Source organism: Synechococcus sp. BSA11S (assembly GCF_014224355.1).
GTDB lineage: Bacteria > Cyanobacteriota > Cyanobacteriia > PCC-6307 > Cyanobiaceae > Regnicoccus_A.
The window spans coordinates 62,970-75,249 of the sequence record NZ_VNWP01000007.1 but is presented as its reverse complement, the minus strand read 5'-3'; the positions used below and the strand labels follow the sequence as shown (position 1 = coordinate 75,249).

Annotated in this window: 14 protein-coding genes; 3 read left to right on the top strand and 11 right to left on the bottom strand. The window is 68.1% G+C overall.

All coding sequences use genetic code 11. The annotated features are described in order from the left end of the window. Nucleotides 1–822: a gamma-glutamylcyclotransferase gene (locus FPZ61_RS08225; protein ID WP_185465690.1), complete on the top strand. Its 822-nt coding sequence runs from the start codon at nt 1–3 to the stop codon at nt 820–822. 11 nt (nt 823–833) lie between these two features. On the opposite strand, the gene FPZ61_RS08220 is transcribed toward FPZ61_RS08225, so the two are convergent. The 4 genes from FPZ61_RS08220 to FPZ61_RS08205 are packed head-to-tail and all read right to left on the bottom strand — an operon-like array spanning nt 834 to nt 4,796. After that, nucleotides 834–1,844 (bottom strand): ABC transporter ATP-binding protein, encoded by a 1,011-nt coding sequence (locus FPZ61_RS08220; protein WP_185465688.1) that lies wholly within the window; start codon nt 1,842–1,844, stop codon nt 834–836. Next, nucleotides 1,841–2,650: a carbohydrate ABC transporter permease gene (locus FPZ61_RS08215; RefSeq protein WP_185465686.1), complete on the bottom strand. Its 810-nt coding sequence runs from the start codon at nt 2,648–2,650 to the stop codon at nt 1,841–1,843. Before FPZ61_RS08215 ends, FPZ61_RS08220 begins: the two co-directional genes overlap by 4 nt. Further along, nucleotides 2,650–3,507: a carbohydrate ABC transporter permease gene (locus FPZ61_RS08210; RefSeq protein WP_185465684.1), complete on the bottom strand. Its 858-nt coding sequence runs from the start codon at nt 3,505–3,507 to the stop codon at nt 2,650–2,652. The genes FPZ61_RS08215 and FPZ61_RS08210 overlap by 1 nt, the downstream gene beginning before the upstream one ends. Continuing rightward, a complete protein-coding gene (locus FPZ61_RS08205; protein ID WP_185465682.1) occupies nt 3,504–4,796 on the bottom strand; it encodes an ABC transporter substrate-binding protein in 1,293 nt (430 codons plus the stop codon). Before FPZ61_RS08205 ends, FPZ61_RS08210 begins: the two co-directional genes overlap by 4 nt. Before the next feature lie 150 nt (nt 4,797–4,946). Here FPZ61_RS08205 and FPZ61_RS08200 point away from each other — a divergent pair, with 150 nt between their 5' ends. Continuing rightward, the gene (locus FPZ61_RS08200) at nt 4,947–5,189 is read left to right on the top strand and encodes a hypothetical protein (protein ID WP_370594276.1); all 243 of its coding nucleotides are present in this window, start codon (nt 4,947–4,949) and stop codon (nt 5,187–5,189) included. Nucleotides 5,190–5,222: 33 nt separating this feature from the next. Next, nucleotides 5,223–6,077: a sugar phosphate isomerase/epimerase gene (locus FPZ61_RS08195; protein WP_255441474.1), complete on the top strand. Its 855-nt coding sequence runs from the start codon at nt 5,223–5,225 to the stop codon at nt 6,075–6,077. Here the strand turns inward: FPZ61_RS08195 and FPZ61_RS08190 are convergent. The 7 genes from FPZ61_RS08190 to FPZ61_RS08160 form a co-directional block, all read right to left on the bottom strand. Beyond that, on the bottom strand, nt 6,040–7,137 hold the full coding sequence (locus tag FPZ61_RS08190; RefSeq protein ID WP_185465676.1) for an aromatic ring-hydroxylating dioxygenase subunit alpha: 1,098 nt from the start codon (nt 7,135–7,137) through the stop codon (nt 6,040–6,042). The two genes, FPZ61_RS08195 and FPZ61_RS08190, sit on opposite strands and share 38 nt — an antisense overlap. A gap of 10 nt (nt 7,138–7,147) precedes the next feature. After that, nucleotides 7,148–7,915: an ABC transporter ATP-binding protein gene (locus tag FPZ61_RS08185; RefSeq protein WP_185465674.1), complete on the bottom strand. Its 768-nt coding sequence runs from the start codon at nt 7,913–7,915 to the stop codon at nt 7,148–7,150. 1 nt (nt 7,916) lies between these two features. Further along, nucleotides 7,917–8,693: an ABC transporter permease gene (locus FPZ61_RS08180; protein WP_185465672.1), complete on the bottom strand. Its 777-nt coding sequence runs from the start codon at nt 8,691–8,693 to the stop codon at nt 7,917–7,919. Nucleotides 8,694–8,702: 9 nt separating this feature from the next. Further along, on the bottom strand, nt 8,703–9,782 hold the full coding sequence (locus tag FPZ61_RS08175; protein WP_185465670.1) for an ABC transporter substrate-binding protein: 1,080 nt from the start codon (nt 9,780–9,782) through the stop codon (nt 8,703–8,705). Nucleotides 9,783–9,846: 64 nt separating this feature from the next. After that, nucleotides 9,847–11,181 (bottom strand): type III glutamate--ammonia ligase, encoded by a 1,335-nt coding sequence (gene glnT / locus FPZ61_RS08170; RefSeq protein WP_185465668.1) that lies wholly within the window; start codon nt 11,179–11,181, stop codon nt 9,847–9,849. Further along, nucleotides 11,178–11,882, bottom strand: coding sequence for a hydrogenase nickel incorporation protein HypB (gene hypB, locus FPZ61_RS08165; RefSeq protein WP_185465666.1), 705 nt, complete (start codon nt 11,880–11,882; stop codon nt 11,178–11,180). Before hypB ends, glnT begins: the two co-directional genes overlap by 4 nt. A 4-nt stretch (nt 11,883–11,886) precedes the next feature. Further along, complete coding sequence (locus FPZ61_RS08160) at nt 11,887–12,279, bottom strand: hydrogenase maturation nickel metallochaperone HypA (RefSeq protein WP_185465664.1); 393 nt, start codon at nt 12,277–12,279, stop codon at nt 11,887–11,889. Nucleotide 12,280: the final 1 nt, after the last annotated feature.

Here is a 12,280-nt window from a genome sequence, read left to right as displayed (position 1 = left end):
ATGCCCGAGCTCGTCTTCGTTTACGGGAGCCTGAAGCGGGGGGGACCCAACCACCACTGGTTGAGGGGGGGGCGCTTCCTCGGGCGACGGCGTCTGCACGGTGCCCGGCTGCACGACCTGGGCCCGTACCCGATGGCGGTGGCCGCCCCCGCTGAGCCGAAACCGGAAGCGGCGGCCCTGATCCATGGGGAGCTGTTCGCGCTGGAGGCCAGCGGCCTGGCTCGGCTCGATCAGCTCGAAGACGTCCCCCGCGAGTACCTCCGCCAGCGCTGGCGCCTGAGCGACGGGAGCCGGGCCTGGGTGTACCTGGGCCGCCGGGAGCAGGTGCTCGGCCTGCCGCTGGTGCCCTTCGGAGACTGGGGCAGCACGCCGGTGTTCAGCTACGGCTCCAACCTCTGCCCGACCCAGCTGGGGCGCCGCTGTCCCGGCTGGGACGGCAGCGGACTGGTGGCGCGGCTGGAGGGGTGGCGCTGGCGGATCAACAAGCGGCGGCTGGGCCGCCCCCCGGGGGAGGGGGCCGCAGGCCTCGAGCCTGAACCCGGCGCCCACTGCTGGGGGGTGGTGCAGCACCACAGCCCGGGAGATCGGGCCACGCTTGATCGCTGCGAAGGCGTGGCGATCGGTCATTACCAGCACCAGCGGGTCCTGGTCACCACCAGCGCAGGCGAGCACCTCGAGGCCCTCACCTACGTGCCCACACCCGCCTGGAGCGCCACGGGGCTGAGGGCCGGGGGCGACTACGCCCGGACCATCCTGCGCGGAGCTCGCCACTGGAACCTGCCGGACCTCTGGCTGGACGAACTGGAGTCGGTGTTGCGCTAGGCCGCGCTGCGCTAAGCCGTGTTACGCCAGGCCAGCCGGCGGCCGCTGCCGGCCTCGAAGCACAGTTCCCGCTTCGGCAGCCAGCCCACGCGAGCACTCTCGGCCACCTCCAGCCGGGCGGGGCAGACCATCCGCCAGCGGCCGTGGGGCGTGTCCAGCTGCAACAGCTGGCTGGCACCCTGCCATTCGCGCACCAGCACCCTGGCCTCCAGGCCCCCCTCCTCCACCAGCTCCAGGTGCTCCGGGCGAATCGCCCTGATGCGTCCGGCCTCAGCAGGCAGCACGTTGATGCGGGGGCGACCGATGAAGCCCGCCACGAACAGGTTGGCTGGCTCCTGGTAAAGCTGGCGAGGGGTGCCGATCTGCTGCAGACGTCCCTCGTGCAGCACGGCGATGCGGTCGGCCAGCCCCATGGCCTCCTGCTGATCGTGGGTCACGTAGACCACCGGCTGGGGGCCGCCGCAGAGCAGCAGGCGCAGCTCTGCGCGCAGATCCTCCCGCAACTGGGCATCGAGGTTGCTCATCGGCTCATCCAGCAGGTAGATCCGCGGTTGGCGCACCAGGGCGCGGGCCAGGGCCACCCGCTGCCGCTGGCCTCCGGAGAGCTCCGCAGGACGGCGCCGGCGCTGGGCCGTGAGCTGAAGCAGCTCCAGCACCGAGCTGATCTGCTGCTGGACCCGGTCGCGGGGCAGACCGCGCAGCTCCATCCCCAGCGAGAGGTTTCGCTCGACGCTGAGGTGTGGATAGAGGGCATAGCTCTGGAACACCATCCCCACCTCCCTGCGGCTGGGTGGCTGCTCCGTGATGTCGACACCATCGAGGTGGATGCTGCCGGCACTGGGACGATCCAACCCGGCGATCAGGCGCAGGATGGTGGTCTTGCCGCAGCCGCTGGGGCCCAGCAGGGCCAGGCATTCCCCCGGCGCGACGCCGAGGTTGAGGTTGTCGAGCACAAGGTTGTTGCCGACCCTTCGCTCGAGACCCTCGAGCACGAGGCCCTGGGGCCGCTGGTCGCCGCTCATTTGACGGCCCCCTGGGTGAGACCCGCCACGATCGGCTTCTGGAAGATCACCACCAGGGCGAGCAGCGGCAGGCTGCCGAGCACGGTGGCCGCCGCGAAGGCGCCATAGGGAACGGTGTACACGGAGGATCCGGCGATACGGGCAATGGCGATGGGCAGGGTGAGCAGCTCCTGGCGGCTGATCCAGGTGAGGGCGATCGGGTACTCGTTCCAGCTGAACAGGAACACCAGCAACCCTGTGCTGGCGCTGGCGGGGGCGATCAGGGGCAGCAGCACCCAGCGCAGTCGCTGCCAGGTGTTGAGGCCCTCCAGCCGGGCCGACTCCTCCAGTTCAGGAGGCAGATCCCGGAAGGCCGCCCCCAGCAGCAGCACCGCCAGGGGCAGCGAGAGACCGGCATAGGGCAGGCTCAGAGCCAGCAGATGGTTGGCCAGTCCGAAGCGCCGGGCCACCTCCAGCAGGGCCAGGAACAGCAGCACGTAGGGGAACACGGCGGCGGCGAGCAGCACACCGCTGATCACCGCCCTGGTCCCGGCCGGCTGGCGCTGGAGTCCGTAGGCACAGGGGATGGCCAGCGATAGGGTCAGAGCCGTGCTGGCCAGGCCCACCACCGTGCTGTTGAGCAGAAAGCGCCAGAAGGGGGGGTCACCGGTGAGGATCTGGCGGTAGTTCTCCAGGGTCCAGCCCGCCAGGCCAGGCTGGGGGGTCACCAGGGCAGCCCCCGTGCGCAGGGAGGTGTACAGCTGCCAGACCAACGGCAACAGGCTCCAGAGGAGCACGAGCAGCACGGCCAGCCGTCGGAAGCGCATCAGGCTCTCCCCCCCGCCAGCCAGCGCCGGCCCAGCAGCAGGGCGGTGGTGAGGCCCAGCAGCAGCAGGAACATGCCCAGCATCACGGTGGCGCTGTAGCCGAAATCAAGGAAACGCATCGCCGTGAGATAGGAGTAAAGCGCCAGGGTCTCGGTGCTGCCGGCCGGGCCACCACCGGTGAGAATCTGGACCAGATCGAAGACCCCCAGGGCCTGGGCCAGGCGGAACAACACAGCCAGAAAGGCATAGGGCAGCAGCAGGGGCAGGGTGATCCGCCGCAGGGCCTGCCAGGGGCTGCCGCCGTCGAGGGCAAACGCCTCATAGAGATCCGAGGGGATGGTCTGCAACCCTGCCAGCAGCAGCAGGGCCACAAAGGGCGTGGTCTTCCAGACATCCGCCAGCACCACCACGAACCAGGTGCTGGCAGGGCTGCTCAGAAAAGGCAGAGCCGGCTGGCCCAGCGCCTGCACCAGGGCATTGATCGGACCGTAGGGATCGTTGAAGATCCAGCGCCAGCCCAGGGCCATCACGGCGGTGGGCAGGGCCCAGGGCAGCAGAGTGATGGTGCGTACGGCCGTGCGGCCGCGCCAGCGCTGATGCAGCAGCAGGGCCAGGGCCAGCCCCAGCAGCAGCTCCAGCGCCACCGACAGCCCTGCGAAGCGCAGGGTCTGAACGGTGTTCTGCCAGAAGCGCTCGTCCTCGATCAGACGCAACCAGTTGGCGCCGCCGTTGGGCACCGGCTGCAGGCCGGTGATCACCGAGTCGGCGTGGAAGCTGAGCCAGCCGTAACGCAGCAGCGGCACAGCGAAGACCAGCGCCAGCAGCAGCAGGGCGGGCAGCGTGAGCAGGAGGTTCATGGCGTCGCCTCCACGGCGCTGGTTCCCACACCGCTGGCCCGCAACACCTGGTTGCTGAGCCTCTGGGCCCGCTCCATGGCCGCGGGGGCCTGACGCTCGCCGGTGATCACCTCGCTGAGCTGCCGCTGCAGGATGTCGCTGAGCTGGGCGTAGAGCGGGCTGAGCGGACGCAGCACGGTGTGATCAAGGGCCCGGCGCAACTCCGGCAGCACCGGGTTCGCCGCCACCAGCTCCGGATCCTCGAACAGGGCCGAGAGGGTGGGGGTGTAGCCCAGACGCCTGGCCAGGTCCTTCTGAACCTCCGGCGACGTGAGAGCCGCAATCACCAGCGCGGCCTCGCGGGGATGAGGGCTCTGGCTCACCAGGGAGAATCCCCAGCTGCCCTGGGTGGCGGCTGTGGCGCCCTCGGACGTGGCCACCATGGTGGTGACGCCCACCTTTCCTCTGACCTTGCTGCCGGGTTTCTGCAGCTCGGCCCAGGCATAGGGCCAGTTGCGCATCAGGGCGACATCCCCGGCCTCGAAGCTCTGCAGCGCCTCCGGTTCGGCGAAATTCGCCACCGCCCGGGGCGTGATGCCCCGATCGATCAGCTGGCGCAGCCAGGAGGCCGCGGCCACCCCACCCGGGTTTCCCAGCTCCACCCGATCGCCTGAGTCCGTGAGCCACTGCCCGCCGAAGGCCCGCAGCACCTCGAGAAACACACAGCTCAGTCCCTCATACTGACGGCCCTGCCACACGTAGCCCCAGCGCACGCGCCCTGAGCGCTGCAACCGGCTGGCCGTGGCCATCAGCTCATCGGGAGTGCGCGGTGGCGCCGCCATCAGATCGGTGCGCCAGTAGAGCAGCCCCATGTCGGCCACCAGGGGGATGCGCCAGAGGTGACCGTCGAAGCGGTTGCCCTCCTGGGCGCCCGGCACCACCCCTGCGAGGGCGTCCTCCCCCAGCAGGGGCTCCAGGGGCGCCAGCCAGCCGGCGGCGGCGTACTTCGGCGTCCAGGTGACATCCATCAGCAGCAGGTCGTAGGGGCTGTCCCCCAGCAGCAGACTGCTGATCGCCAGATCGGAGATGGATTCGGTCTCGAAGGGGCCCCTGTTCACCCTCAGTTCGATGTCCGGGTGGGTCCGGTTGAACGTGGCCACGATCGGCTCGGTGGCCTGAGCGAACGGCGCCGGCATCAACGCGGTGACGATCACGGGCTGCCGCCGTTGCGCCCACAGCGCCCCGCCGGCGATCAACCCAACCAGCAGCAGAGCCAGGACCGCGTACCGCAGGGTGCTGCGCAGCCCCATGCCCGTCCTCCACCAACATCCTGGTAGCCGGGGAGCTCTCGGCACCTCGGCGGTTGGGTTCTGCCTTCTCAGGCCGAACTCGCGCTCACCTTACCGAGAGCCCGCCAGCAGGGCCTTCACTCACTTCCACCCTCGCCTGCGCTCGATAGAGTGAAGTTCCAAAGCCCGGGCAACACCGGTGCAGGACTGACCGCCATGGCCCACACCACCCTGGAACCGCGCCAGCAGGCCCTGGTGCTCTCCCTGCGTCAACGGATGGCCGAAGCCCGAGCCTGCGGGGATGCCGACGCCCGCCATGCTCTGTTCCGCGAGGCGGTCTACCTCGGCATCCAGCCCAACCTTCTGGAACCTGAGCAGACCACGGCAGCACCTGAGCACACCAGCGGCCGCTGAATCCTCTTCAAGCACAACCGCATGGGAGGGTCCATGCAGACTCTGATCCTGCACAGCCTCTGGGGATTCCAGGGGGGACTGCAGGAGGCGATCCGCCAGTCACGCCACAGCGGCTTCGAAGGTGTGGAGGCGAACCTCGACCATCCAGCCCTGGCAGGCGCTGATCCCGGCACGGTGATGGCTGAATTCACAGCCGCCGAGCTCAGCCTGATCGTGGAGCTGGTCACGGGCAACGGTTACGTGCCCGATCTCGCCATCACAGCCGCAGAGCATCTGGATCAACTGGCCGGCCAACTGGAGCGCACTCGCCGACTCGAGCCGCTGCTGATCACGGTGATCACCGGCAGCGACAGCTGGAGCTGGGCGGAGCAACAGTGGTTCTGGGATCGGGCGCTGGAGCTAGCCGCCGCGGCCCAGGCGCCGGTGACGTTCGAAACCCACCGTTCGCGCAGCCTGGCGACCCCCTGGCGCATTCAGGACTGGATCAGCCGCTACCCGGACCTGCGGCTCACCGCCGACCTCAGCCACTGGTGCGTGGCCTGCGAGCGACTGATGACCCCGGATCTGGCGCCGATCCAGGCGATGGCTGAGCGGGTGGACCACATCCACGCCCGGGTGGGGCATGCCCAGGGGCCCCAGGTGGGCCACCCGTTCGCACCCGAACACGCCGAGCCCCTGGCGGCCCACCGGGCCTGCTGGCAGCTGTTTCTCGATCGTGCCCGAGAGCGCGGCATGGAGCACATCACGCTCACCCCGGAATTCGGCCCCGACGGCTACCTGCCCACCCTTCCCTTCACGAACCAGCCCGTGGCCGATCTGCTGCAGATCAACACGGCCATGGCCGCCTGGCTCAGGCAGGAGCTGGTGGCGGCGGCTCCAGCTCCATGATCCGCGCATAGAGCGCCTGGTGGTGCAGGATCCGCCGCTCCAGCCGGTGGGCCGGGCCGGGCGTCAGGCCGCTGGCATAGCCCCGCTGGGCCGACTCCACCAGGGCCCGGTCCTCCTCGAGAAACGCGCGGAGCTCCTCGATCCAGCGCTGCCCGTAGGGCCGCTGCGACGGATCCCCCAACAGCCACACCTGCAGGCGGCAGCGGCCCTGAGCGAGGGGAGGAAAACTGATCAGGGCCAGGCGGCCGTCCGGCCAGGCGAGCAGATGGATCCAGGGCGGAGCCCCGAAGGTGAGGAACTCCGTCGCCGCAGCTGTGGCGGTAGCTCTGGCTGGCTCGCTCCGACCCGGGCTGGAAACCGGCGTGGCCAGCAGGTTGGCGTTCTCAGCGAAGCGATGGCGGTAGAGACGCACCGGCCCCTGCTGGCGGTGCAGGGTGGTGGGGTGCGCGATGGCCACGTGGTAGTCGTCGAGGGTGTTGTCGTGAGCGATCTTCCAGTTGCAGGCCAGCTCGCTCTCCAGGCTGGCCAGCAGCACCCGAGGCCGCTCCAGAGACCCGCCCAGCTCCTGCTCCACCAGATCCAGCTGCTGCTCCAGCGGCAGAGGATCGGGCCCGATCGCCACCCAGAGCATCGAGCCGCGCACGGCAGAGGCCAGAGCGATCAGGGGCCAGTCGTGGCGTGAGAAGGCTCCCGTGAACTCCCCCTCCCGGGCCGCGGCCCGCAGTCGGCCGTCCAGGTCGTAGGTCCAGCCGTGGTATGGGCAGACCAGGCGGCGGCAGGTCTGGGCGGCCGCCGCCGGGGGAAGCAGAGCCACCCCACGGTGGGGGCAGCGGTTGATGAAGGCCCGCGGCGGACCGCCGGGGGGATGGCAGAGCAGCAGGGGCAGATCCAGCAGCTCCAGGGCCAGCGCCGAGCCCTCCGGCAGGCTGGCCAGGGGGGCCACCGGATGCCAGAACCGGGGCGCGTAGAGCTGCCGCTCCCGTCCAGCCACCGCTGTCGAGCGGTAGAGCTCGGCCTCCAGGAACGGACGCCGGCTGAACGGAGTCCCGGAATCGGCCATGGCGCCAGCCTCAGATGGCGGCAGCATCCAGGTTGCGCAGGGTGGTGACCAGCTCTTCGCGCAGTTCCAGGAACGGCGGTGACACCCTGAGGTGGGCCAGGTTGGAGCGATCCAGGTCCGCCTCCACCGTCCGCACGATCCGCCCGGGCCTCGGCGCCATGATGTGCACCCGCTGGGCCAGCAGCAGGGCCTCCTCGAGGTCGTGGGTGATCAGCAGAGCGGTGATCCCCGAGCGCTGCCAGAGCTGGTAGAGGAACTCCTGCATCGTTTCGCGGATCTGCAGGTCGAGGGCCCCGAAGGGTTCATCCAGCAGCACCACCTTGGGATCAGCGGCCAGGGCGCGGGCAATCGCCACCCTCTGCTGCATGCCTCCGGAGAGTTCCTTGGGCAGACGTCGGGCGGCATCCTGAAGGCCGACCACCTCCAGGAAGTAGGCGGTGCGCTCCCGCACCAGGGCCCTGGGCAACCCCTGCAGCGACATGCCGAAGGCCACGTTCTGGGCCGCCGTCATCCAGGGGTAGAGGCTGTACTTCTGGAAGACCATGCCCCGGTCGGAGCCGGGCCCATCCACCGACTTGCCATCCAGGGCAATCACCCCGGCGCTGGGGCGTTCGAGACCGGCGATCAGGCGCATCACCGTGGACTTGCCCGAGCCGGAGCTGCCCACCAGGGCCACGAATTCACCGGACTTGATTGAAAAGCTGATGTCGTCGAGCACCAACTTGGCGTGACGGCCATCACCGAAGGTTTTGCTGACGCCGTTGACGGATAGGTGCATCTCAGCTGGCCCAGCGACAACTGCGGCGCAGCAAAGCGCGGAAGCCCAGATCAATCAGCAGGCCGATCAGGCCGATCACGATCAAACCGACGAAGATCTCATCGGTACGCAGGAAGCGCTGGGCAAGGCTGATGCGCTTGCCCAACCCCTCATTGGCGGCCACCAGCTCCGCCACGATCACCAGATTCCAGGCTGAGGCCATGTTGATGCGGTAGGCATCGATCACCTGGGGAGCGATGTACGGGGCCACCACGCGGGTGAGAATCGGCAGCCCACGCCCCCCGAGCGTGAGGGCTGTTTCCAGCAACTCCTGGGGGACGAATTTGACCGCATCCATGATCATCAGCGTGTTGAAGAAAAAGGTGCCGATGAAGATCAGCAGCACCTTGGGCAACTCCCCCAGGCCGAAGTAGATGATCAGCAGGGGAATGAAGGCCGGGGCTGGCATGTAGCGGATCAGGCCCAGCAGGGGCTCCAGCAGGCGGCAGATCAGCGGGTTGCTGCCCATGGCGATCCCCAGGGGCAGGGCCAGGGCCGCCGAGAGGGCGAAGCCGAGGAACACCCGCTGAATGCTGGCGATCGCGTCAGTGACCAGGATTCCCCCATGGAACTGGTCGGCGGCCGCCTGCCAGACCGCCGGAGGGCTGGGCAGAAAGAGAGGATCGACCGTGCCGCTGAGGCTGATCAATGACCAGATCAGCAGCACCGAGGCGATCCCGACCGGGCCGAGCACCCAGGGATTACGCAGGGCCCCGGCCAGGGAGGAGGAGGAACGCATGGTGGGGGCTCAGGGGGCTGCGTCGACGAAGCGGGAGTCAAAGAGCTTGGTGAGATCCGGCGGTGTCTCGGCCAGCCCCACCTCCTGAAGGAAGTTGCTGATCTCCCCGGCGGCAAAGGGCAGCGAAGCCATGGTGGTGCCCGGCTTGAGCGCCTCACGGTTCTGCTTGAGCGTGAAGATCGTGGTGCCGGCGTCGTAGTCCTTGTATTCGGCCTCGCTCACCCCAGCGCGGGCCGCCAGGATCGTGAGGCTGGGGCCCGGGTTCGACTTGATCTCCTTGAGGGTGGCGAACCAGGCATTCACCACCTTCTGCAGCTGCTCGGGATTCTTCTCCACGAACTCCGTGCGGCAGACCAGGTGATCACTGATCGCGCCGGGGAAGTCCTTGGAGGAGAACAGGGTGGTGCTGCCGGTCCGCTTGAGCGCCTGGGTGGTGAAGGGGGCGAACACACCGACGGCATCCACCTTCTCGGCCACGAACGCCGCTGCAGCTGCGCCTGTCTCCAGGGGCACGAACTTGATGTCGTCGGGCGTGAGGCCCGCCTTCTCAAGACCCAGCAGCAGCAGATAGTGATCAACGGTGCCTTCCTCAGCGGCCACCGTGCGGCCCTTGAGCTGGGGCACATCCGTGATGTCCTCGGCGGCAATGATCTGGTCATTGCCGGTGGAGTTGTCGTTGGTGAGCACCACGCGCAGGTCGGCGCCCCCTGCGATCGAACTGATCGTGTCGTTGAGGGTCTGGCTGTTGCAATCAAGCTGCCCGGCATTGAGGGCGTTGATCGAATCCAGGTAGCCATCGAACCACTGCAGGGTCACGGGCACGCCGGCGGCCTCGAACAACCCCTTCTCCTCGGTGACCTTCCAGGGAATCCAACCCGGCCAGGCGCTGTAGCCGATCCGCACTGGAGACGCCTCCGTCTGCTGTGGGCTCTGGCAGCTGGCGAGCAGGCTCCCAGCGAGCAGCGCCAGCAGACCGAAACTGAGCAGACGGTGCGGCCTGCGCAGGGAGAGCGTCTGCTGGTGCGGGCGGGAAGCGGAGCTCGACGAGGAGACGGTGGAGGCGGGGTCAGGGCGCTGATTGGAGGTCATCGGTTGATCGGCAAAGAAAAGCGGCAAAGCAGCAAAGCGCGGGAGAAGACCGTTTGGTGGTGGCTCAGAGGAACTCGAGGTAACGCGTCAGCTCCCACTCCGACACGCAGCCGTGATAGTCGGCCCATTCGGCACGTTTGTAGGCGATGAACGCCTCGGCCATGGCATCACCGAACACCGAGCGGGAGAGCGGATCGGCGGCAAAGGCCTCGATCGCCTCTCCGAGGGTTCTCGGCAGAACCCTCAGCCCCCGCTCGGCTCGCTGCTCGGCGCTGAGCCGGTAGGCGTTGACGAGATTGGGGTCGCCTGGATCAAGTTCCTCCCGGATCCCTTCCAGGCCGGCCGAGAGGATCATCGCCGCGCTGAGATAGGGGTTGCAGGCACTGTCGGCCGCACGGCACTCCACCCGGTCGGCAGCAGATGGAATCCGCAGCATGTTGGTGCGGTTGTTGTTGCCGTGGCAGATGAACACAGGCGCCCAGGTGAAGCCACTCATCGAGCCCTGGGCCACCAGGCGCTTGTAGCTGTTCACCGTGGGGGCGATCACGGCGCAGATCGCCGGCGCATGGCGCAGGATGCCGGCAATGAAGTGCTCCGCCAGGCGGGAGATGGTGCCCGGCCGGGCACCCGTGAACAGGTTGCGGCCGGTGGCAGGATCCGCCAGCGACATGTTGAGGTGGGCTCCGCTTCCAGTGCGATCACTGAAGGGCTTGGGCATGAAACTGGCGATCAACCCATGGCGGTGGGTGATTTCCTTGAGCATCAACCGGAAGAAGGTGAGGCGATCCGCCATGGTGAGAGCCTCCGCATAGGCGAAGTCGGTCTCGAACTGGCCATTGCCATCTTCATGGTCGAAGGAATACACCCCCCAGCCCAGATCATTCATCGCCTGGACCAGCTCATCGAGCCAGGGCAGATTGTCGAGCAGGCCGGCGAGGTCGTAGCAGGGTTTCTCAAGGTTGTCGCGGGCGCTGGCCGGCTTGAGAACGCCGTCGTCACCACGGCGCAGCACGAAGAATTCAGTCTCGATGCCGAGGTTGAAGCGGAATCCCATCCGGCCCGCCTCGGCGAGGGAGCGGATCAGGATGTTGCGGCTGCAGGCCTCGAAGGGCTCCCCATGCAGCTGGAGGCTGCTGGCCATCCAGACCACGTCGCGGCGCCAGGGCAGCACGGTGGCTGTGGCCAGATCGGGGATGGCGGCCACCTCGTCGTCGCTGACATCCTGGGGCACGCCATCAAGGGCGGCCCCGGTGAACAGCTCGGAGCCAAGCAGCATCGCCTCGAAATGATCGAGCGGCACCGCCTTGGCCTTGCTGGTGCCGTGCAGATCCACGAAGCTGGCCAGGGCATAGCGCACCCCCTGGCTGTCCAGGTCGAGCTTGCGCTGCCGGACGCTCATCCCACCTCCGCCAGCACGGCCCGGCGGTTGTGCTCCCGGGTGGTGGAGAGCAACCACTGGTGCCAGGCCTCAAGCCCAGCGCCGCTGGTGGCCGACACCTGAAAGACCACGGCTTCAGGGTTGACGGCGCGGATGTGTTCCTCGATCCGCTCCACCGCCACGGGCAGATGCGGGAGCAGATCCACCTTGGTGATCAGCACGCAATCGGCCTCACGGAACATCACCGGATACTTGAGCGGCTTGTCGTCGCCCTCGGTGACGCTCAGCAGGGCCACTTTGAGATGTTCGCCCACCTCGAATTCAGCCGGACAGACCAGGTTGCCGACGTTCTCCACCCAGAGCAGGTCGAGCGTGGCCGGATTGAGCTGGGCCTGGAGCTGACGCAGACCACCGCTCACCATCGCGGCATCGAGGTGGCAGGCCCGGCCGGTGGTGATCGGCACCACCGGCACACCCACCGCCGCGAGGCGCTGGGCATCGAGCTGGGTGGTCATGTCGCCCTCCAGCACAGCCATCTCCAGCTGGGGAGCCAGCGCCGTGATCGTGACCTCCAGCAGGGAGGTCTTGCCGGCACCGGGACTGCTCATCACGTTGAGGCAGAGCAGATTCCAGGCGCCGAAGTGCTCGCGGTTGTGCTCGGCCTGGTGCTGATTGGCAGCCATCAGGTTGAGGCCGAGCGTGTCCTGAAGAGGCATGTGCATGGGATCAGCGCGAGGGAAGGGCGGCGGAAGCGGAGGCCTGAGCCGGCAGGCTGTAGTCGACGGTGCGGATGCGCAGCTCACGTCCGCTGACGATCTCCTCCATGGGCCGATCGCAGCAGGGGGAGCGGTAGGCCTGCTCCGGATCAGGGGCGTAAACGGTTGAGCAGGCCAGGCAGCGGGCGCGCAGAGGCACGGTGTCGATCTGGAGGGTCGCGCCGTCGAGCCAGGTGCCCTGCACGGCGGCGGCGAAGGTGAATCGCAATGCCTCCGGTTCCACGCAGGTGAAGTCGCCCACCTGCAGATGCACGGCCTCAACCACGGGGGTATGGGGTTCATGCCCTTGCTTCCACTCCTGCAGGGAGAGCAGCAGGCATTTGGTCATGTCGACCTCATGCATG

Bases quoted from the DNA above. Each gene is read 5' to 3' on its own strand.
- FPZ61_RS08180 (WP_185465672.1), bottom strand. From the start codon at position 8,693: ATGCGTTCCTCCTCCTCCCTGGCCGGGGCCCTGCGTAATCCCTGGGTG.
- FPZ61_RS08160 (WP_185465664.1), bottom strand. From the start codon at position 12,279: ATGCATGAGGTCGACATGACCAAATGCCTGCTGCTCTCCCTGCAGGAG.
- hypB (WP_185465666.1), bottom strand. From the start codon at position 11,882: ATGCACATGCCTCTTCAGGACACGCTCGGCCTCAACCTGATGGCTGCC.
- glnT (WP_185465668.1), bottom strand. From the start codon at position 11,181: ATGAGCGTCCGGCAGCGCAAGCTCGACCTGGACAGCCAGGGGGTGCGC.
- FPZ61_RS08195 (WP_255441474.1), top strand. From the start codon at position 5,223: ATGCAGACTCTGATCCTGCACAGCCTCTGGGGATTCCAGGGGGGACTG.
- FPZ61_RS08190 (WP_185465676.1), bottom strand. From the start codon at position 7,137: ATGGCCGATTCCGGGACTCCGTTCAGCCGGCGTCCGTTCCTGGAGGCC.
- FPZ61_RS08205 (WP_185465682.1), bottom strand. From the start codon at position 4,796: ATGGGGCTGCGCAGCACCCTGCGGTACGCGGTCCTGGCTCTGCTGCTG.
- FPZ61_RS08220 (WP_185465688.1), bottom strand. From the start codon at position 1,844: ATGAGCGGCGACCAGCGGCCCCAGGGCCTCGTGCTCGAGGGTCTCGAG.
- FPZ61_RS08210 (WP_185465684.1), bottom strand. From the start codon at position 3,507: ATGAACCTCCTGCTCACGCTGCCCGCCCTGCTGCTGCTGGCGCTGGTC.
- FPZ61_RS08225 (WP_185465690.1), top strand. From the start codon at position 1: ATGCCCGAGCTCGTCTTCGTTTACGGGAGCCTGAAGCGGGGGGGACCC.
- FPZ61_RS08185 (WP_185465674.1), bottom strand. From the start codon at position 7,915: ATGCACCTATCCGTCAACGGCGTCAGCAAAACCTTCGGTGATGGCCGT.
- FPZ61_RS08215 (WP_185465686.1), bottom strand. From the start codon at position 2,650: ATGCGCTTCCGACGGCTGGCCGTGCTGCTCGTGCTCCTCTGGAGCCTG.
- FPZ61_RS08175 (WP_185465670.1), bottom strand. From the start codon at position 9,782: ATGACCTCCAATCAGCGCCCTGACCCCGCCTCCACCGTCTCCTCGTCG.